The 20,254-nt window shown below is 71.1% G+C and carries 16 protein-coding genes and 1 tRNA gene; 6 read left to right on the forward strand and 11 right to left on the reverse strand.

The window, feature by feature from the left end; genetic code table 11:
* From FHS44_RS11835 to FHS44_RS11850, 4 genes are all read left to right on the forward strand, one after another.
* A complete protein-coding gene (locus FHS44_RS11835) occupies window positions 1-243 on the forward strand; it encodes a hypothetical protein (RefSeq protein WP_184714013.1) in 243 nt (80 codons plus the stop codon).
* Window positions 240-527 (forward strand): hypothetical protein, encoded by a 288-nt coding sequence (locus FHS44_RS11840; protein WP_184714014.1) that lies wholly within the window; start codon window positions 240-242, stop codon window positions 525-527. Before FHS44_RS11835 ends, FHS44_RS11840 begins: the two co-directional genes overlap by 4 nt.
* Window positions 528-983: 456 nt before the next feature.
* Complete coding sequence (locus FHS44_RS11845; protein WP_184714015.1) at window positions 984-1,565, forward strand: hypothetical protein; 582 nt, start codon at window positions 984-986, stop codon at window positions 1,563-1,565.
* Between the two features lie 456 nt (window positions 1,566-2,021).
* Window positions 2,022-2,336 (forward strand): immunity protein TriTu family protein, encoded by a 315-nt coding sequence (locus tag FHS44_RS11850; RefSeq protein ID WP_184714016.1) that lies wholly within the window; start codon window positions 2,022-2,024, stop codon window positions 2,334-2,336.
* A gap of 128 nt (window positions 2,337-2,464) precedes the next feature.
* Here the strand turns inward: FHS44_RS11850 and FHS44_RS11855 are convergent, their stop codons facing one another.
* The 4 genes from FHS44_RS11855 to FHS44_RS11870 are packed head-to-tail and all read right to left on the reverse strand — an operon-like array spanning window position 2,465 to window position 5,996.
* Window positions 2,465-2,950: a DUF6653 family protein gene (locus FHS44_RS11855; RefSeq protein WP_184714017.1), complete on the reverse strand. Its 486-nt coding sequence runs from the start codon at window positions 2,948-2,950 to the stop codon at window positions 2,465-2,467.
* Window positions 2,947-3,543, reverse strand: coding sequence for a TetR/AcrR family transcriptional regulator (locus FHS44_RS11860; RefSeq protein ID WP_184714018.1), 597 nt, complete (start codon window positions 3,541-3,543; stop codon window positions 2,947-2,949). Before FHS44_RS11860 ends, FHS44_RS11855 begins: the two co-directional genes overlap by 4 nt.
* 54 nt (window positions 3,544-3,597) lie before the next feature.
* The gene (locus tag FHS44_RS11865) at window positions 3,598-4,476 is read right to left on the reverse strand and encodes an LLM class flavin-dependent oxidoreductase (protein ID WP_184714019.1); all 879 of its coding nucleotides are present in this window, start codon (window positions 4,474-4,476) and stop codon (window positions 3,598-3,600) included.
* Window positions 4,473-5,996: an MFS transporter gene (locus tag FHS44_RS11870; RefSeq protein WP_184714020.1), complete on the reverse strand. Its 1,524-nt coding sequence runs from the start codon at window positions 5,994-5,996 to the stop codon at window positions 4,473-4,475. Before FHS44_RS11870 ends, FHS44_RS11865 begins: the two co-directional genes overlap by 4 nt.
* Window positions 5,997-6,045: 49 nt before the next feature.
* On the opposite strand from FHS44_RS11870, the gene FHS44_RS11875 reads away from it, so the two are divergent.
* Window positions 6,046-6,570: a MarR family winged helix-turn-helix transcriptional regulator gene (locus FHS44_RS11875; protein ID WP_312863621.1), complete on the forward strand. Its 525-nt coding sequence runs from the start codon at window positions 6,046-6,048 to the stop codon at window positions 6,568-6,570.
* A 4-nt stretch (window positions 6,571-6,574) separates the two neighbouring features.
* Here FHS44_RS11875 and FHS44_RS11880 read toward each other — a convergent pair.
* Window positions 6,575-6,670, reverse strand: a tRNA-Sec gene (locus FHS44_RS11880).
* A 95-nt stretch (window positions 6,671-6,765) separates the two neighbouring features.
* On the opposite strand from FHS44_RS11880, the gene selD reads away from it, so the two are divergent.
* A complete protein-coding gene (selD, locus tag FHS44_RS11885; RefSeq protein WP_184714021.1) occupies window positions 6,766-7,788 on the forward strand; it encodes a selenide, water dikinase SelD in 1,023 nt (340 codons plus the stop codon).
* A gap of 132 nt (window positions 7,789-7,920) precedes the next feature.
* Here selD and nrfD read toward each other — a convergent pair whose 3' ends face one another.
* From nrfD to FHS44_RS11915, 6 genes are read right to left on the reverse strand one after another with little or no spacing between them, the layout of a single operon-like run.
* Window positions 7,921-8,892, reverse strand: coding sequence for an NrfD/PsrC family molybdoenzyme membrane anchor subunit (gene nrfD, locus FHS44_RS11890; protein WP_312863622.1), 972 nt, complete (start codon window positions 8,890-8,892; stop codon window positions 7,921-7,923).
* Window positions 8,889-9,677 carry a 4Fe-4S dicluster domain-containing protein gene (locus FHS44_RS11895; RefSeq protein WP_184714022.1) on the reverse strand — a complete coding sequence of 263 codons (789 nt, stop codon included), beginning with the start codon at window positions 9,675-9,677 and terminating at the stop codon, window positions 8,889-8,891. The genes nrfD and FHS44_RS11895 overlap by 4 nt, the downstream gene beginning before the upstream one ends.
* Complete coding sequence (gene fdh / locus FHS44_RS11900) at window positions 9,670-12,861, reverse strand: formate dehydrogenase (RefSeq protein WP_184714023.1); 3,192 nt, start codon at window positions 12,859-12,861, stop codon at window positions 9,670-9,672. The genes FHS44_RS11895 and fdh overlap by 8 nt, the downstream gene beginning before the upstream one ends.
* A 44-nt stretch (window positions 12,862-12,905) precedes the next feature.
* A complete protein-coding gene (locus FHS44_RS11905) occupies window positions 12,906-14,201 on the reverse strand; it encodes a hypothetical protein (protein ID WP_184714024.1) in 1,296 nt (431 codons plus the stop codon).
* A gap of 19 nt (window positions 14,202-14,220) precedes the next feature.
* Entirely contained in the window at window positions 14,221-17,643 is a 3,423-nt protein-coding gene (locus FHS44_RS11910) for an acetate and sugar kinases/Hsc70/actin family protein (RefSeq protein WP_184714025.1), read from the reverse strand.
* Window positions 17,640-20,240, reverse strand: coding sequence for a hypothetical protein (locus FHS44_RS11915; protein WP_184714026.1), 2,601 nt, complete (start codon window positions 20,238-20,240; stop codon window positions 17,640-17,642). Before FHS44_RS11915 ends, FHS44_RS11910 begins: the two co-directional genes overlap by 4 nt.
* Between the last annotated feature and the right edge of the window lie 14 nt (window positions 20,241-20,254).

A 20,254-nucleotide genomic window follows, 5' to 3' on the forward strand; every position in this document is an offset into this window, starting at 1 on the left:
GTGGCACTGGAACTCCAGTCGCACGTCGAGAAATTCTGGAAGCAGCACAAGGTGGCCATCGTCAATGATCTGACCATTGCCGACCCCCACACGTACTATGTGCCGGCGGGCGCCGCATCGATATTCATTCGCAACGGCGACGGCGAACCGACACCTGAATCGGCTCGTGTCGGCGGCTTGCCGAGACACGCGCCAGGCATCTCAGGAAGGAAACACACAATAACCGGGAGTTTTCGCCGATGACCGAGATTCCAGTAGACAAGCTCAAAGATGTCTTCGACCTGCTCATGGAACGGATCCACGCCGGTAAACAGGTGTTGCAAATCGACGCGGATGAATTCTGGTCCGTTCCCCGAGACCAGGCTTACGATGTCTACAGTAAGCCTCAAGATCTCACGATAGGCGCGTTGTCCGATTCATGGAGTTACCTGGAAGACATGCTCTCCGACCCCGACCGCGTTGTGGGATACGGTTTCGTTTGGCTCTCCGAGGTTCTTCGTGCCATCGGTGACGAAACAGTCTCCTGAGGCCACGAAAGTCTTGCATAAAACAATTGATTGAACGGGTGCCGAATAGCGGGACCCGAATTCCGCCAGGCGCGACCCTCCGCCGCCCTGCTCCAGGAGCAGGGCGGCGGAGGGTCGCGGAAGCGGATGCGCCGGGACCGGCCAGTCAAGGAAGCCGCGAAGTGGCGGGTGGCCCGTAGACCACGGTCGAAGTGACAGCCGCCCCCGACAGCGCTCGCCGATCACGGAGCACTTTCGCGGGCGGCACCGGGCGCGGATGCGCCTGCGGCTCCCAGCGATCATCCTTCCGTTGACCCAGATCTTCCCGCGCCCGGGTGCGGCCATCGGGTAGGTGACCTGAATCGGCCATTTTCTTACTGTAATCACGTGGCTACCTTCTGTGGCGATAGGTTGCCGTCGCCCCTCACGAGACCGCATCCCCGCGGCTGGGGGCACATCCACTCGAAGGAGCTTCCTATGCGTCACCTGCGTGTTCTGCCGCTGGCCGCCGCTCTCACCGCGCTGGCCGGTGTGCCCGCTCTCATATCGCCCGCCCAGGCCGCCGCCCTTCCCGCCTCCGCGAAGGCGCCGTCCGTCGCCGGTCAGGCGGCCGGTGAGGGGCCCGGTTGCGGCGGGCATCAGGCCGACTGGCGCTCGGCCACCATCGCCGCGGGCTTCTTCGGCTCGGTGCGGGCCACGTTCTGGAACGGCAACAGCGGCACCTACGGCAAGCGCCGGGTCGCCGTCGTGCCCGGTGGCGTGGTCCCCCTCCTGCCCAAGGGTGGCCTGGCAGCCATCGGCGGCAGCATCGAGGACATCTTCGCCGGGCAGCCGAAGACCTTCACCGGCACCGGCACGACCTCCAGGCGTGGCTACACCTGGACGATCGCCCCCAGCACCGGCGACGCCCCCCGCCCCGGAGGGACCGCGGCCCTGCTCAACCCCCGATGCGCAGCGGGCAGCACCGCGGTCATCAGCGCCACCTACCACTACCAGTCCAAGCCCTCCACCGGCGCCTACATCCGCACCCTCCTCGGAACCTTGACCCGCAAGGTCTAGCAACGACGAACCAGCGCGGCAGCCGGTGAGAGCGGCTGCCGCGTGATCTGCGAGACCCCGCCACCCTGAGGCTCACGGCCGACGCGGAGGCGGTCGACTATCGGGAGATGGGTCAGCCGGCTGACCCATCTCCCGATGGTCTTCTCCAGACGACATGTTCGCGCGGTTCGATTGAGGCGTTCACCAGCCATCGAGGATGCTCTGGCCAGTTCCAGCCATCAGCAACGCAAACGCCAGAATCCTCACGAGAACCACGACGACATGCGGGTTCTGGAAGATTCATGGCGGGCTGTCGGTACGTACCCGCGCTCCGAGGAGGCTTCGGTCCTCAACGAACTCGATGGCTGGTTCGCGGAAATTGAACTGGAGTCAACGGACCTCGAATCCATAGAATCACCCTCCTGGGCAGCGGTATTCGAGCCCTTTCGGCGTGATCTCCTTGGAGGGTGAACCATCATGTCCGTAAGCCCGTCCCTGCTACGGGACGCACGCGACTGGATCGACACTCGCCTTGGGGAAATCCGCGAAAATGGCCTGCTGGCAAAGGTGAACAGCTCTCCGGAGAGTCGGCCCAAGCAGTGCATATGGTGGAGTCTGGAGGGCGATGAGCGAATGAGCATGATCGCTCTCTGGGATACGGGCGAGGCCGAGCTCAGCTTCGCTCTGATCGAGACCGGGGAGATCCGTTGCGAACATCGCGACATTGACGATTCCCCTGCCCTTGAGGATGCTTTGCAAGCGGTTCTTGACTGGGTTTCCGTCACGGCTTAGCACAGAGGACGCTCTCACGACATCTGACGACACTGGCCGAGATGCTTCAACCGATGCCAGGCCGTTCGGCCCTGGGAAGACCGGTCCCGTTGCCTATCCGACCTCCCAAGGAGTGCCATCCGACGCCGCTACCCGGTCCCTGAGGTCCGCGTCTGGTTGTAGAAGATGCCCAGCCGGTCGATTCGCCAGAGCTGGCCGTACACGATGAGGGTTGTGCCGAACGCGGTCGGCCAGATTTGCAGGGTGATCAGCCCCCACGCCAGCAGGGAGACTCCGGCGAGCGCACCGACGGTCCAGATTCGCTGGGCTACCGCGAATCCGGCAGGCATGTGTGAGCGGTCCTTCAGCCAGAGGCGTTCGCCGTAGATGCCTCTGGAGGACCAGGCGGTCGGTCTGGCGATCGGGGGGAAGGCGTGCGGGTTGGCCCACAGCCACAGGACGACCAGTGCCAGCGGTGCCAGCGACCACCAGCCGATCCACACGCGGCTCCAGATCGCCAGGATGGCGAGCGGGATGGCGGCGAAGCGGGTCCAGACGCTCCACGGGTTGGCGTGACGCTTCCACGCCTCCTCGGTCATCCCGGCCATGTTCGCGTATCTGTCCAGAACGCTCATGTCAGCATTCCCCTCGCCAGAGTCCTGATGGTGGCTTCGAGCACCTGCTCGTAGGCGGGGCCGAAGCGGTCGCGGTTGAGAACGATGAGGCCCACCCCACGGATCACCCCGACCAGCGTCTCCGGTGGGATGTCCGTGACCACGACACCGGCGCGTTGCCCCTCGGCCAGGTAGTCGAGCAGCGGTGTGACGATCTGCGGGGTGACGCGGGCGATCTGTTCGGGGCCGACGCGCCTGGTCACCGCCTCCAGTTCGTCTGGCCGCGCCAGGAGGCGCCGGTAGAGGGGGTCGTCGGTGAGCACACCGGTGATGGCGCGCATGACGGCGACCAGGCTCTCCTCCCCCGGTGGACCGGTGAGGGCCGTCGCGACCCGGGCGGCCACCTGCGGGGCGCGGCGGAGCATGACCTCCAGATACAGCGACTCCTTGGAGTCGAAGAATGCGTAGAAGCTGCCCTTCGCGATGCCCGCGGAGGCGACGAGCTCGTCAAGCGAGGTCTTCTTCAGCCCCTGCGTGGTGAACAGCTCCTCACCGGCGTCGAGCAGCACGCGGGTGATGTGCGTCTTCTCCTCGGTGGTGAACGCGATTGCCAAGGCTATGACTCCTTTGGTCATTTGTTCATAGCGTACTCCAACGGGCGGTGAGGGTCATCGGGCCCGCTCCCGGTTCGGTGGGTTCTGTGCGCGGGCTTCGGCGACGAGGTCGCGGGTCCGTGGTGCGACGGTCGTGGCGAGGGCGCGGATCTGGGCGGGAGAGTCGACGAAGAACAGGAATCCGCCTGTGCCGTGCTCAAGGGTGAGGGCGGCGAGCTGGGAGGACACGTCACCGGACAGTCCGGGGAGGTTGTAGAGGCGGCGGATGTCGGCGGGCCTGCGGCCGGCCGCCGTCGCGGCGTCGTCGATGACGCGGTTGGCGTCGGCCAGCGCGTGGGGTGGGATCCGGGTCGCGCTGGGCAGCCACCCGTCGGCGATCCGCCCGGTGAGGCGCAGGGCCCGAGGGCCGACTGTCCCGAGCCACAGCCCGATCGGGTGCGGGTGGGCCGGTCCGGGGCGCGCGTCGCGCAGGTGGTGGTGGACGCCGTCGAAGTTGACGGGCTGGCCGGGCGTGAGCAGGCCCCGGATGACGGTGACGGCCTCGCTCAACGCGTCGAGGCTTTCCCCGGGAGTACGGCGTGGGCCGCCCTCATCCGCGATGGCGTCGGCGTAGCCGCCCGCGCCGAGACCGAGTTCGACCCGCCCGCCGCTGAGCAGGTCCAGGGTGGCGGCGGCACGGGCCAGCAGGGCGGGTGGACGCAGCGCGAGGTTCGCGACGTTCGGCAGCACGCGAATACTCGTGGTGCGGGTGGCGATCGCGGTCAGCAGGGTCCACGCCTCCAGATAGTCGGGCCGGTACGGATGGTCGGGGACCGTGACCAGGTCCAGGCCCGCCTCGTCGGCGAGGACGGCGAGGTCGAGCGCCCCGGTGGGAGTGTGCGCGTCGGGAGTGAGGATCACCCCGAACAGCAGGTCGTGCCCGTAGTCGGTCATCGAGCCGCCTCCGTCCCCGTTGTCTGCGAAGGCCCCTGTGAGGTCTCCTGTGGGACCTCCTCCGAGGTTCCCCGCGCAGCCTCCGCTGAGGTCTCTCGCGCGGTCTCCCCCAAGGCTCCTTGTGAAGCCGCCGGTGAAGCCCCCTCTGCGGCCTCCTGTGAACGCCGGGCCGTACGAGATCTGGCTGTGGATGCGACCAGGGCGGCAATGAGGAGGGCGATGGCGGAGAGGGTGAACGCGGTGGTGTAGCCACTCACAGCCGGAAGGTCCGTGGCGACGATGGTGATGGCCGCCTGGGCGCCGAGGGAGCCGCCGACCGTGCGCACGATGGTGTTGACGCCCGTGGCCTCGCCGGTCTCGTGTGGGCCGACCGCGGCGACGACCACGTTGGCCAGGGCGGAGAAGGCGAAGCCGATGCCGACGCCGAGGACACCCGCGCCGACGGCGATGGCCCAGGCGTGCCGGTGGCCCGCCGCGAAGAACGTGAATCCGGCCGCCCCGACGACGCAGGCAAGGACCAGCGTCGGGGTGAATCCGAGACGCGCCCCGAGGCGCCCCGCGGCCGGGCCCGCGAACAGCATGGTGACCGCCATCGGCAGCAGGTAGAGGCCGGACTCGGTGACGGTCGCACCGAAGCCGTACCCGGCGGTCACGGGGGTCTGGACGAGCTGGGGGACGAGGGTGAAGGCGCCGTACATGCCGAACCCGATGATCAGTGCGGTGAGGTTCGCCGTGACGAGGGTACGGCGCCGCAGCATCCGCAGGTCGATCAGCGGCGACGTCAGGCGGGTCTCCAGTACGGCGAACCCGGCGAACGCGACAACCGACGCGGTTCCCAAGGCCACGACCACCGGCGTCGCCCACTGACGGGACTGGCTGATCGCCAGCAGCAGCGAGACCAGCGCCACGGTCAGCACGATGCCGCCGGGCCAGTCGACACGGCCTCCCCCTCGGCCCCGGTCGTGGGGAACGAACGCGGCGACCGCGGCCAGGGCGAGGAGGATCACGGCGAGCGCGGTCCAGAACAGCCACGGCCAGCCCAGCGTGTCAGTGATCGGGCCCGGGACGACGAGCCCGACGCCGAACCCGATGCCGAAGATCGCGCTGATGGTGCCGATGGCCACCGGGACGCGGTCGCGGGGGAAGGTGGCGCGGACGATCCCGAACGCCAGGGGGAACGTCCCCGCGCCGAGGCCCTGGACGGCGCGGGCGGCGACGAGCACGCCGATCGAGCCGGACAGGGCGGCCAGGAGTGTGCCCGCGGCGAGAAGCGTGAGGCTGACCAGCAGCAGGCGGCGTTTGCCGAACAGGTCGCCGAGGCGGCCGATGACGACGGTGCCGACCGAGGAGGTCAGCAGGAACGAGCTGATCACCCACGCCGTGGCGGCCGGGGTGGCGTCGAGTTCGCGTCCCAGGTCCGGCAGGGCGGGGACGACCATCGTCTGCAGCAGGGAGAACGACAGCACCGCGAGCAGGAGCGCGGCGAACGGCCCGGTTGGAGACGCACTATTTGATTCCATGGCGACATTATTACATCAAGAAACGAAGTCATGATGATAGTGTCGGCCCGTGAATGACATCGCAGGAAACGCCGAGGACAGGGGGAACGCGCGCCCGCCGACGCTGCTGGCGCTGCCGTCGTATCTGGCCGGTCACGTCTCCCGGATCGGCCATCGGACCCTGGTGGCCGACCTCACCGAGCACGGGCTGCGGCTGCCGCACTTCGCCGTGCTCTCCGGACTGCACGATCTCGGGTCGCTCACCCAGAACGAGCTCGCCGACCGGCTGGGCCTCAACCGCAGCCACCTCGTGGGCTACCTCGACGATCTGGAGCGCAAGGGGCTGGTCAGCCGGACCCGTGACCTCGCTGACCGGCGGCGTCAACTGGTCCGGCTCGAAGACGCGGGACAGCGGCTGGCCGCCGACCTGATCGACCGGGCGCACGCCGGCGAGACCGCCAGCCTGGGGGTGCTCAGCGCCGCCGAACTCGCCACCCTGACCGACCTGCTCCGCCGCGTCGTCACCGCCGACGACGCCGCGCAGGCGTGCGCGGCCGCCGAGAAACACCCCGAAAAACACGCGGAGAAACGCTGAAAGGTGGCGGAGGCGGACGGGAATCGAACCCGCCAGGCCGAGGACCTCGGCCTCACCGGTTTTGAAGACCGGGGGGACCACCAGGCACCCAGACGCCTCCAAGGGGAGAACATACCCGCGAGGGGGTAGGACCGCGGGGACGCGGGGGGCACGGGAAGGCACGGCGTCGCCCGCACCCGACCGGAGGAGACGCAGATGGCAGGACCGGACACCCTCCAGGGAACATCGCACACGGACAGGCCCCGGCTGACGGGGTACGCGCACGGAGGCGGCTGCGCCTGCAAGATCCCGCCCGGCGAGCTTGAGGCCGTGGTCGCCGGGCTCCTGTCCGGTGACCGGCCCGGCGACCTGCTCATCGGGCTCGACGACGGTGACGACGCCGCCGTAGTCCGTGTCGAGGGTGGCCGGGCGATCGTGGCGACCGCCGACTTCTTCACCCCGGTGGTGGACGACCCCTACGACTGGGGGCGGATCGCCGCGGCCAACGCCCTGTCGGACGTCTACGCGGTCGGCGGTGACCCACTGGTTGCCGTCAACCTGCTGTGCTGGCCCAGGGACGTGCTGCCGATGGAGCTGGCCAAGGTGGTGCTGCGCGGCGGCCTGGACGTGGCGCGCGCGGCGGGCTGTCACGTGGCGGGCGGCCACAGCGTGGACGATCCCGAGCCCAAGTACGGCATGGCCGTCACCGGTCTGGCCGATCCTGCGCGGTTGCTGCGCATCGACGCCGGGCGGCCCGGCCTGCCGCTGTCGCTGACCAAGCCGCTCGGCGTCGGCGTGCTCAACACCCGGCACAAGGCGACCGGTGTGGTCTTCCCGCAGGCCGTCGAGGCGATGACGACGCTCAACCGGGACGCCTCGAAGGCGGCGCTCGCCGCGGGCGTGGAGTGCGCGACCGACGTGACCGGTTTCGGGCTGCTCGGGCACCTGTACAAGCTGGCCAGGGCGAGCAGGGTGACGGCCGTGGTGGACGCGGCGGCGGTGCCGTACCTGGAGGGGGCTCGTCAGGCGGTGCGGGACGGCTACGTCAGCGGCGGCACCCGCCGCAACCTGGCGTGGGTCGAACCGCACCTGGACCGGGGTGGCCTGGACGAGGAGGATGTGCTGCTGCTCGCCGACGCCCAGACCTCGGGCGGGCTGCTCGTGGCCGGGGAGGTGCCGGGCGCGCCGGTCGTGGGTGAGCTGACCGCCTTCGACGGCACCGCCGTACGGCTGCGCTGAGGGTGGGGCGGGGTTCACGACTCTAAACGGAGCCTCGAAGGGAGAGCTGACGCCCAGGCCCCGGCACGCCCGTCGTGGGTGGGCTGACCGTGGGGCGGGCCGAGCCGCGTGGTTCAGGAGAGGGCGGGAAGGTCAGGAGTCGGCGGGGACCGAGGCGGGTTGGCCCGCTTCGAGGCGGAGGCGTTGGGGGACGACGGTGTACTTGGGGTCGGCGGCCGAGGCCCGGCCCGCCGCGAGCAGGCCGAAGCGGGTGTAGAGCGCACCCGCGGTGAGGGCGGCGCCGGACAGCGCGGTCAGGACACGGCTGCGGCCCGCGACCGTGGCCAGCAGGCCACCGCCGACCGTCAGGGCGCGGGCGATCCGCATCCTGCGGCCCGCCTCCCCCGTCCTGTACGGCTCGCCGACCAGCCCGAGGCGATGTTCCATCAGGGCTCCCGCGGCCGTCTCGACGGCGGCGCCCAGTACGGCGACGGCCCTGGCCGGGGCGGCCGACGCCCCGGGGGTGGCCAGCATGCCCGCGGCGCCCGCGCTGGCCAGGGCGCTTCCGGCGAACAGGAACGGCAGCTCCTTACGGGCCTCGTGCCAGGCGGGTATGGCGGTGTCGGCGAGCAGGACGGCGGTGTAGGTGGCCATCAGCGGACCGGTGAGCGCGGAGGCGGCGACCGCGGCGTCCCCCAGGACGGGTACGCGCAGCGGGGCGATGATCCGCCAGGCGGGCAACACGGGGGCCAGGGCCGAGGCGGCGGCCAGGCCGGTCGTCGCGCCGTGCGCGGCCAGGATCCACGAGCCCATGCTCATCGGGGAGGTGGGCTTGAACACGCGCATCATGTTGAGGAAGCGCGCGGGCCTGCCCAGTTCGGCGACCAAGAACCCGGCGCCCGCGACGGCGCCGAACGCGGCCGTGGCCCTGGCGGTGAGGGCGAGACGGTCGTTTCCCGCGAGCCCGGCGACGGCGGCCATCGTGGCGGCGGCGCCGGACAGGCCACCGAGGTAGAGGTAGACCGGCATGTGGGGCTCGTGCCAGACGGGGGCCTTGATGATCGGTTGCCCGTAGTAGGACCGGAATCCGGCCTCGGGGACCATCGGCTCCTCTCCGCGCCTCACCTGCCCCTCCCCCGGTCGGAGAAGCCCAGGAAGGACAGGGCGACGACGCCGGTCAGGGACAGCGCGGCGCCCGCCGCCCAGCGCCACATCTGCGGCAGGTCCCTGGTGGTGACCACCGGGTCCGGGGGCAGGCCGTACACCTCGGGTTCGTCGAGCAGCAGGAAGAACGCGCCGTCGCCGCCGACACCGTCGTCGGGGCTGGCGCCGTACAGGCGGGCGTCCGTCCTGCCCTGCTCGTGCAGGGTCGCGACGCGCTCGTCGGCCCTGGCCCGCAGCTCGTCGAGCGGCCCGAACTGGATGGAGTCGGTCGGGCAGGCCTTGGCGCAGGCGGGTTCGAGGCCGCCGAGCTGGCGGTCGTAGCACATCGTGCACTTGAAGGCCCGGCCGTCGCGTTCGCGCCTGGCGATCACGCCGTACGGGCAGGCGGGCACGCAGTAGCCGCAGCCGTTGCACACGTCCGCCTGCACGACGACCGTCTCGAACTCGGTGTGGAACAGGGCTCCGGTGGGGCAGACGTCCAGGCAGGCGGCGTGCGTGCAGTGCTTGCACACGTCGGACGACATCAGCCAGCCGTCGAGACCGTCCCCGGACTCCTCGGAGGGGCGTTCGATGAAGGCCACGTGGCGCCAGGTGTCGGCGCCCAGGCTGCCGGTGTTGTCGTAGGAGGTCGCCCTGAAGACGAACCCGTCGTCGGGCACGTCGTTCCACTCCTTGCAGGCGACCTCGCAGGCCTTGCAGCCGATGCAGATGCTCGTGTCGGTGAAGAATCCCATCCGCTCAGCCATCGCGGTACTCCCTGATCAGTTCGAGCAGTGCCGGGCCCGTGGGGCGCCTGCCGGGCCGCAGGTCGCAGGTGACGGCCTTGCCCTCCTGGATGTAGACGTTCGGGTCGAGCACGATGGGCAGCAGGTCGTTGGTCGAGTCGCCGGTCACCAGGCCGCCCCCGTCCCATCCCCAGTGGTACGGCAGGCCGACCTGGTGGACCGTGTGGCCCTGCACCCGCAGTGGCCGGACCCGTTCGGTGACCAGGACGCGGGCCTCGATCGCGGTGCGGGTCGTCACGATCGTCGCCCAGCCGCCGTTGACCAGCCCGACCAGCCCGGCCAGTTCCGGCGAGACCTCGCAGAACAGCGCGGGCTGCAGTTCGGCCAGGTAGGACAGCGGCCTGCTCATGGCGCCCGCCGTGTGGTGCTCGGTGAGCCGGTAGGTCGTCAGGACGTAGGGGAAACGCGGTGACTCGGGCGGGTTGTACGGGCTCTCCGGACGGTCGTAGAGGCGGCGGGCGGGGTTGGCGCGCTGGCCGTACAGCAGGTTGGGGACCGGTGACTCCTGCGGCTCGTAGTGCGTGGGCAGCGGCCCGTCGGCCAGCCCGGCGGGGGCGAACAGCCAGCCCTTGCCGTCGGCCTGCATGATGAACGGGTCGGTCCCGGCCAGGGCGTCCTCGGCCACCGCGCCCTCCGGCGGCAGGTAGTCGGGCGGCTTGGTCAGCTCGAAGTCGGGCACGTCGTGACCGGTCCACTCGCCCTTTTCCGCGTCCCACCAGACGTAGGCCTTGCGTTCGCTCCACGGGCGGCCCTCGGGGTCGGCGGAGGCCCGGTTGTAGAGCGTGCGCCGGTTGGCGGGCCAGGCCCAGCCCCATTCGGGCGCCACCCAGCTCTGCTCGCTGTCCGGCTTGCGTCTGGCGGCCTGGTTGACCTCGTCGGCGTAGACGCCGCAGTAGATCCAGCAGCCGCACCGGGTCGAGCCGTCGGGCTTGAGCTCGGTGTAGGCCGAGAGCGTCCGCCCGTCGGGGCCGGTGCCGTTGATCTCCCGCAGCACGGCGGACGCGGAGGGCTCGGCGCGTTCGCCCTCCTCGGGGTAGTCCCAGGCCAGCTCACGCAGCGGGCGGTCGATCTCGTCGTCGCTCAGCCGGGCCCTGATCCGCTTGCCGAGGTGGTGGTAGAACCACAGCTCGCTGCGGCAGTCCTCCGGCGGGTCGAGCGCCTTGTGCCGCCACTGCAGCAGCCGCTGGGTGTTGGTGAAGGTGCCCTCCTTCTCGGCGTGGGTGGCGGCGGGCAGGAAGAACACCTCGGTCGCGATGTCCTCGGTGCGCATCTCGCCGGTCGCCAGTTCGGGGCCGTTCTTCCAGAACGTGGCGGTCTCGACGAGGGTCAGGTCCCGCACGACCAGCCAGTCGAGGTTGGCCAGCCCGAAGCGCTGCGCCTTGCCGCCCGAGGAGCCGATCGCCGGGTTCTCCCCCACGACGAAGTAGCCCTTGACGGTGCCGTCGATCTGCGCCATCACGGTCGAGTAGTGGCCGTGGTCGCCGGTCAGGCGGGGCAGGTGACCGAAGCAGAAGTCGTTGTCCGCCGTGGCGTGCTCGCCCCACCAGGCCTTGAGCAGGCTCACCATGTAGGAGCGTTTCCTGCCCCAGAAGCCCGTCTCGGCGCCCGCTCCCTTCAGGTAGTCGTCGAGGTTCTGGTGCTCGTGGGCGTTCGGCATCGGCAGGTAGCCGGGCAGGATGTTGAACAGCGTCGGGATGTCCGTCGAGCCCTGGATGCTGGCGTGGCCGCGCAGCGCCAGGATGCCGCCGCCGGGCCGTCCCATGTTGCCCAGCAGCAACTGCAGGATCGAAGCGGTGCGGATGTACTGCGCGCCCACGGTGTGCTGGGTCCAGCCGACGGCGTAGACCCAGGCGGTGGTGTGCTCCCTGCCCGAGTTCTCGGTGATCGCCCCGGCCAGCTCGGCGAAGTCCGCCTTCGAGACGCCGCACACCTGTTCGACCAGTTCCGGGGTGTAGCGCGCGAAGTGGCGCCTGAGGATCTGGTAGACGCAGCGCGGGTGGCGCAGCGTCGGGTCCGTCGGCGGGCTGGCCTGCTCACGGGCGCCGCCCGAGCCGTACTGGTCGGCACCGGCGACCTCGGCGTGGTGGGCCCCTCCTTCGAGCTGCTCACCGCGCAGCCCCGCGGCGGGCTCCTCGTCCACGCCCTCGTAGGCCCAGCTCGACGGGTCGTACTTGCGGCTGCCCGCGTCGAAGCCGGAGAACAGCCCGTCGAGATCCTCGGTGTCCCTGAAGTCCGCGGAGACGATCGTCGCGGCGTTGGTGTAGGCCAGCACGTACTCGCGGAAGTCAAGCTCGTTGACCAGCACGTGGTTGATCAGCGCGCCGAGCAGCACGATGTCGGCGCCCGCGCGGATCGGCAGGTGCCGGTCGGCCAGCGCGCTGGTGCGGGTGTAGCGCGGATCGACGTGGAACACCCTGGCGCCCCGCGCCCTGGCCTCGACCACCCACTGGAACCCGACCGGATGGCACTCGGCCATGTTCGAGCCCTGGATGACGACGCAGTCGGCGTTGACGAGGTCCCGTGGGAAACCCGTCGCGCCACCGCGCCCGAAGCTGGTCCCCAGACCGGGGACGGTCGAGGAGTGTCAAATACGGGCCTGGTTCTCCACCTGGATCGCGCCGAGGGCGGTGTAGAGCTTCTTCATCAGGTAGTTCTCTTCGTTGTCCAGCGTCGCCCCGCCCAGGCTGGCGATGCCCATGGTGCGCCGGACCGTCTTGCCCTCGTGCTCCTGCTGCCAGGTCTGCCTGCGGGTACGGAGCACCCGCTCGGCGATCATGTCCATCGCGGTGTCGAGGTCGAGCGCCTCCCACTCGGTGCCGTGGGGGCGCCGGTAGAGGACGTGCTTCTGCCTGCCGGGGTGGGTGACGAGCTGTTTGCTCGCCGCGCCCTTCGGGCAGAGCCTGCCGCGCGAGACGGGCGAGTCGGGGTCGCCCTCGATCTGGGTGACGCGGCCGTCCTTGACGTAGATGAGCTGGCCGCAGCCGACCGCGCAGTAGGGGCAGACGGACCTGGCGACGCTGTCGGCCTGCTCGGTCCTGGGGCGCAGCGCGTCGGTGCGCGCCGAACGGGCGGCGCGCGACCTGCCGTCCTCTCCCCTGAGCTGCCGGAGAACCGGCCAGCGGGAGATCCATCCCCCCTGTGCCACGTGGCGGTCCTACCCGCCAATATGGTCGCTAACCGCCATAACTCTCAGCGACGCCGTACCCCGTGGACGACCCGCCCCGGTTCGCCGCTGCCGCCGAACTCCCACGGCAGCCGCAGCGTCCACAGCACCCGGTCGGCGTCGGCCTCCTCGACCGGCAGGATCATCTGGGTGCCGCTGAGCCTGCCGCGCAGCGCCCTGTCGTACGGCCTGCCGTCCAGGACGTCGGCCTTGCCGCCCGCGGCCCTGACCGCGTCGAGCACCAGGGTGCGGGAGCGCCGGTAGCGCTCGGCCCACCAGCTGTCCGGCACGGGCAGCGGCAGCGGGAAGAACGAGGAGACGACCTCGTCCACCCAGGCCAGGTATCTGATCTCCAGCTCGCTGCCCGCCCGCAGCTCGTCGAGCTCCCGCAGCCGCGTCCAGGCCCGCTCCCGGTACTGGCGGTGGGTCTTGACGTCCAGCCTGATCGGGGCCTGGGCGTCGCGCGCCATCTCGTCGAGGCCGTGGTAGACGCCCGGGTCCAGCTCGGCGACGGCGAACATCTCCGTCAGGATGTCGCACATCCGCTCGGTCCGCTCCGAGCGCCAGCGGTCGCCGTCGTTGCGCCTGGGGACGCCGAGCCCGAGGAAGCCGATCGCGGGCAGCGCCGGGACGATCGCCTCGTCCAGCTCCCCGCCGAAGGTCCGCGCGAAGTGCTCGCGCTGGAACCTGGCGATGGCCTCGGGCAGCCGCAGGCACGCCACGTGCAGGCCGATCCACAGCCCCTCGGCCGTGTCCGGGGCCTCGCCGGGCTCACCCAGGTAGACGACGCTGTCCTGGTAGAGGCGGTCGAACTCGTCGCGCAGCCGTACGGTCAGATCGTCGGGCTCCCGCTCCTCCGATTTCTCCACCTCCGCCACGGTCTCCACAACGGGCGCGGGCTCCTGGCGGGGGGCCGGGTGGGTCAGGCCGAGCAGGACGCCGACCAGGTTGAGCACCAGGTGGCTGTCCTCCTCCTGCCGCTGCCGGGGGCCGTCGCGGTGCAGCATGATGAGCAACTGTCCCGCCAGGTCGCCGAGCGCGCCCCACAGCGGCACCCGCAGCGGGCTGGCCGCGTCGTCGAGCTCGGTCAGGACCGCCTGGTGCACCCCCCTTGCGGGCACCCGGCAGACGGTGCGCAGACGGCCGATCAGGTCCTGTCCCCGCAGGTAGAGGTCGGTGGGCGTCTGCGCGGCCCGCTGGTCGAGGTGGGTGTCCAGGCGGGTGACGACGTCGCGCAGACGGTCGCGCAGCGGCCCGGCGAACGGCGCGGGCCGCCCGTCCAGGCCGAGCAGGGGTTCGAGCAGATCGTCGAGCGTTCGCATGGCGTCGTCCTGTCGAAGGTCAGTGGTCACCGGTGAAGGGCTCCCACTCCGGTTTGCCGAACGGTTCTCCCGGATCCATCGGGGAGGTGAACACCGACCCGGGGTAGTCGGCCAGGTCGGTGAGCCTGCGGGCGGCTAGGTAGCGGGGGTAACCGACGTGGATCCGCAACCGCCCCAGGTGGTCGAGGGTGACGTGGTAGCGCACGTGCGCGTCCCTGCGGGGCGCGGACATCCGGAACAGCGGGGACAGACGGCCGTGCCCGTCGGCCCAGAGGAACTCCCAGGTCGCCGCGCCGTACCCCGGCGCGGGAGCGGGCAGCCAGGCCGGGGAGATCGCCCCGCTGAACACCCTGCCGTCGCCGCCGCTCTCCAGCAGGTAGGAGCGCAGGTGGCGTCTGGTCGCCTCGCCCGGCGCCAGGATCGGGAACAGCTCCACGGTCGCCCTGTCGTCGAGCGCGTCCGGGGTCCTCCTGACGTGGATGGCGGCGGGCAGCCCCGTGGCCTCAAGCTGGACGCCGTGACGGCCGCCGTTCAGCGCCGCCCCGACGTCGCCGTGCTCGCCCTCCACGAGGTAGATGGGGTTGCCGCCGTGGCACAGGTGGATGACCGGTTCGAGCTCCTGGTTGATCTCGATCTGGAAGCGGATCCTGCCCCAGTCGACGTTGGCCTGGGTGAGCCTGTCCTGCCTGCTGTCGAAGGTGAACCTGCCCCACTCGATGGACTCGCCCCGGTCGCCGCCCAGTTCCCGGTGGATGTGGATGTCCTCCTTCATCGGGCGCCAGGCCGTACGGACCGACAGTCTGCCGGTGCGGTCGGCGATGTCGAGCTGGTCGCCCGCGTTGAGCAGCATCCCGACCCGCGTGTCGGTGTTCTGCAGGGAGAAGTCGCACGGCAGGCTCTGGAACAGGTTGTCCACGGCGATGCCGACGACGTTCTGGCCGGCCCGCAGCCGTTCGCGGCTGTCCACGTGGCGCTCGGCCTCCCCGGCGGGGCCGCCCGGGTCCTCGCTCTCGATGTCGGCGTAGCGGCTGAAGCTGTGCGCCCAGCACGCGCCGATCGAGGTGGCCTGCTTGGCGTAGCGACGCTCGACGACCAGGCGGGGAACCGGCACGGCGTCGGTGCCGTCGACGCCGTTGAGGGTCAGCTCCCGCAGCCGCCTGGCCACGATGCGCTCGACCAGCGGCATCGTGCTGGTCTTGCCGGACAGCGCCACGATGTCGATGGGCTCCCCCGGCTCCCTGCGGCGCTGGGCGCTGAAGGTGGTGAGCGCGATGTCGACAGCGGCGGTGATCACGGGGGTCGCCAGGTGCTCGAACTGCTCGGGCAGCAGGGTGACCACGGTGTGCCCGAGTCGTTCGACCAGCGCGGCGGGCGGCCTCGACCGGCCGTCGATGTTGTTGAGCACCTCCTGCAGCTTGTTCTTGGGCAGGGTGTACTCCCGGCCCGCGCCCAGCAGCCGTTTGGCCTGCTCCGCCTCCTGCCACAGCCGGAAGAACGCCCGTCCCGGCGCGGCGCGCCCGCCCGCCGCCAGTACGGGGCTGTGCGTCGGCAGCAGGTCGCGCAGCGCCGCCCAGACCTGCTCGGGCCTGGGTCCCGGGTCGGGGTTGGCGATGAAGGCGGGGGCGATCGGGCGCGGCACGCCGTCGGCGCCGACGTGGGAGGCGGGCCAGTGCCCCAGCCACGTCTCCTCCTCGGCGCTCGAAGGCCCCCCTGAGGCGTCCCCGCTGCGGCCCGTCAGCGCCATCAGGGCGTCGGCGATCTCCGCCTTCAGCCAGTGGAAGACGCGCAGCGTCAGCAGGTCGCCGCCGAGCTGCGGATGCCCGGTCGAGCCCCGCACCTCGGGACGGATCACGTAGTGGCGGCCGAAGAACTCCTCGGGGACGTCCTCGGCGGGCACCTGCCTGTCGATCAGGTGCAGGGCGAAGAGCGCGACATCCGTCGTGCCGCCGCCGATGTCGATGACCAGCATGTTCTGCCGCCAGGCGGGGCGGCCGGGCCGTACCCGCCTGGATCTGGCGCGGAACGGCTCGACGCCGGTGTCTGACTCGCCGCCGAAGTCACGCATGACGAAGAACAGCGCCGCGGCGACGGCCTCGTCGAACGTCGTGGTCACCCTGGCCATCCTGAGACTGGACTGCGCCAGCTTCTCCAGCGCGCGGCGGCCCGAAGGAGGAAGCGTGGTCGGATAGGTCAGCACGAGGTGGTTCAGCCCGCGGATGCCCCACTCGGCGGAGCGTTTCTCGTTACCGTACTCGATGGTCTTGTCGACCAGGTCGTTGTAGGCGTGCATCAGCAACGTGTCCGTGGTGACCGGCGCCCCGCCCTCCCCCCGCAGCTCCGGCATCTCGCGCGGCCGGGAGAAGGCGCGCTTCAGCCCCGGGTAGGCGCGGGTCACCCGGTCGGCCCGGTCGCCCAGCACCGCCCGCAGCGGCGAGCCCTCAAGCACCTTGATCTCGCTGGAGATCTCCGGCGAGTCACCGTCGAAGACGACCTGGTGGAGGTAGAGCGAGCCCAGCGCGGGCGTGCCGAAGGCATCGGCGTAGCAGCCGCTGAGACTCATGGCGTAGGCGGTGCCCAGCTTCTCGTCCATCCGGGAGATCGCCACGTCGAGCTCCTTGCAGAGCGCGTCCCGGTAGCGGACCCTCGGCACCGGCAGGTGCTGGAAACCCGGCTGGAGCACCTCAAGGCCCTCGGGGGTGACGGTGACCCTGACGGAGTCGCCGGTGCCCGACAGGCCGAGCAGCGAGTTCAGCCGGGTGGTCAGGCTCCGCACGATGTCGTCGCGCGCCTGCGCCCAGTCGGCCTCGTGCGTGCCCACCGGGCCGTCGAGCAGCAGCCGGTCGAACCCGCCGAGCAGCACGTCGAACTGCTGCTCGTCCATCTCGACGCGCCTGCCGCCCGTCCTGTCGTACAGCGTCACGGTCGAGGAGGAGGTGCCGTAGTCGATCGCCGCGTGCCCGAAGAAGCTCACGTGCCGCCGGGGCTCGCCGATCGGGGCGACCCTCCTGGTGGCGTCCTGGTTGACGCCGCCCTTCGCGGGACGCGCCCCCGGCGGCATCAGCCGCAGTTCGAGCGTGAACTCCCTGGGACCCGTGCCCGCCTCACCGATCCACCAGGCGATCCTGACGGTCCGCTCACCACCGAGCCCGAGGTCGGCGGCCGGTACGGCGGGGCCCTGGACGAGCAGGTAGCGCCCCGGCACCGGGCGCGGGCGCCAGCCGGGCAGCGTGTACAGCTCGGCGACCCGCCCGGCCAGTTCGTCGTCCGGCGGCTGCGGCCCCGGCCCCTGGACGTTCACGGCGTGCGCCACCCCGTCCGGTTCGACGAACACGTCGGGCAGCCGGTACTCCCCGTTCACCTCGAAGATCACGAACACGCCGGGGGAGGTCTCGTCGTCCCCCTCGCCGTCGTTGGGCCCCGCGAACAGCAGGCGCACGGTCATCGGGTATTACCTCCGGACTTTCCATCCCATTCGTCGAGCAGGTCACGGACCGGGCCGCCCGCCGGGGCGCGTCCGTTGTCGTGCGGTCCCCGCCGGGTGAGGCGTCGCACGCTCTCCTCGGCGGGTACGGCCTCGCGCAGCTCCTGCAGTTCCAGACGCAGTTCCCGGCCCAGCCTGACCGCGTCGGCCAGCAGGTGGCGCCGCACGTGGTGGCCGACCGCCGCGACGATGTCGCCGCGCACCCGGAAGATGTTCATCTGGTGGGTGACGACCCTGGCCCCCGCGTCTCCGGCGATGTTGTGGCGCCCGCCGTTCCAGGGCAGCGCCTGCACGGTCCGCAGCGGGAAGCGTTCGGTGATCCGCTCCCTGTCCTCGTAGGACGCCGGCACCGGAACCGGCAGCAGGCCCGCCGCCGCGCCGGGCAGCCAGTCCATCGAGACCAGGCTGAGCAGGTTGTGCCCGCGCGCCTGGCCGTCGTCCTCCGGGTCGAGCGCGGCCAGCAGCCGCCCGACGGACTCCCACGTGCCGGAGTCGCGCAGCCGTTCGCGCACGTGGGTCAGCTCCCGGTGGCGCCGCTCCGCCCAGGCGGCGACGGCCTCAAGGTAGATCTCCCTGGCCTCGCCGACGGCCCTGACGCAGGTGGGCTCGAACCTGGCGAAGAGCCGCTCCGTGGTGTCCGGGGCGCCCGCGTCGGCCTCGGTCGGCATGCGCCGCGCGACGCCGAAGCCCCGCCCGCCCGCCGCCTTCCCTCCGCCGAGCGGCGGCCCGATCCGGCCGTCGTCGCCGACCCGGTCCCGGTACTGCTGCCACTCCCGCCAGGTGAACACGTCGTAGGTCGCCCCCGCCCGCGCCAGGTCGAGGACCGCCGAGCCACCGGGGACGACCTGTGTGCCGTCGGTCGCCAGGCGTTCCGGGTCGGCCAGCAGCACCAGCGACCTGACCGTGTGGGAGGTCTCCTCCTCGACCATCCGGAACAGCGCGGTCAGCGACCCCGTGTCCCGCACCCCGGCCTGGACGCCGCCGAGGCCGGGACGCAGCATCCGGTCGAGCGCGCGCAGCGCCGTCAGCAGGTCGGTGGCGACCGGCACGACCGCCTCGTGCTTGAGGAACACGCCGTAGGTCCGCACGTGCCGGTCCAGCATGTCCCGCAGCCCCCCGACACCCCCGTCCCGCCCGAACCCGCCGAGCGCCGCGGTGTAGGGGTGGCCCGGATCGGTCAGGACCAGGTCCGCGGCGATCCGCTTCCACCGCTCCGCCTGCGCCCCGGCCGCGCCCAGCGACGCGGTGATCTTCTCCCCCTCCTCACCCCCGGTCTCGTACGGCAGGCCCCGGGTGGTGATCGCGACGAGCGAGGAGGTGAAGGCCACCCGGTCCTCCCTGCGCCCGTTGAGCGTGGTGGCCATCCTGTGCAGGGAGGACAGGTCGCGGGAGGAGGCCACCAGGTCGGCCACACCCGCGAACGGGACGTCCGGCGGCTGCAGCAGGTCGAAGCAGTTGGCCGCGACGAGGATCGACTCGCTGAGCGCGCCCTTGCCTCTGCGGTTGCGTTCGAGCAGCGAGTAGAACTGCCGGGCGTCGTCACGCTCGGCCCGGTGCGAGGGCAGCACGATCACGATGGCGTCGATCTCGTCGAGTTCCCTGACGCTGAGGTACTCGTCGCGGACCGCGGTCGCGCCGAGCCCGGGAAGGTCGCACAGCTCCGCCGCGGTGCCGTCGCCGGGCAGCGGCCCCGCCCAGTCGCCCTGGGCCACCCAGACCTGGCAGACGACCCTGCGGATCAGGGTGAAGGTGACCCGCAGCGTCTGGGCGGTCAGCGGGTCGCGGGGCGAGACGGGAAAGCCCTGCGCGGTCCTGGGGAAGACGCGCGGCAGGTCCCTGATGTCCTCGATGTCGAGCGCCTGCCGGAGCATGTCCGGCTCGACCGGCAGGGACAGCCCCGTGTGGCCGTCGAGCACGAACTCCCCGGCGAGCTTGAGCGCGTCGCGGATCCTGGTCAGTTCGAGGGTGATCCCCAGCAGCCTGGAGTTCTCCATCGCCGCCCAGTCCAGCGTGGTCTCCGCCCACCGGTTCAGGACGTCCCAGCCGTCCCTGACGGGGTTGTAGTCCTCAAGCGCGGAGACGTCCCTGCCGCCCCCGGCGCGCCGTACGGTCCTGACCAGCTCGTCCATGATGTAGCCGACCGTCTCGGCCAGCTCCGCACGGGTGAGGTACTCGATCCTGGCCGCGCGCACCCGGGTCGGCTCCCCCGGCGGGGCGGGCTCGACGCGCAGCACCGTCACGTTCCCCGTGGTGGGCGAGCCGGAGACCGGCAGCAGCCCGGGGGCGCCGAGCAACGTGCCGAGCAGCATGGACTTGCCCGCGCTGTACTCTCCGACGATCCCCACCGAGACGGGTTTCGCGCAGCGTTCCCTCAGTTTCACGGCCAGGCCGACGGCCCGGTCATACGCCTGCCGTACGGCCGCGGCCTCCGGCACGTCCTCCTGCCCGAGAGCGGTCATCGCCCGGTCGGCCAGCTCGCGGTAGCGGGCGATCGCCGTGCGGTGGCCGGTGGCGGATGAGGAGGCCGATCCGCCCTGCCCGGCGTGGAAATCGGTCAACGAGACTCCTCGGG

The sequence above is a fragment of the Streptosporangium saharense genome, assembly GCF_014203715.1.
GTDB classification, from domain to species: Bacteria; Actinomycetota; Actinomycetes; order Streptosporangiales; family Streptosporangiaceae; genus Streptosporangium; species Streptosporangium saharense.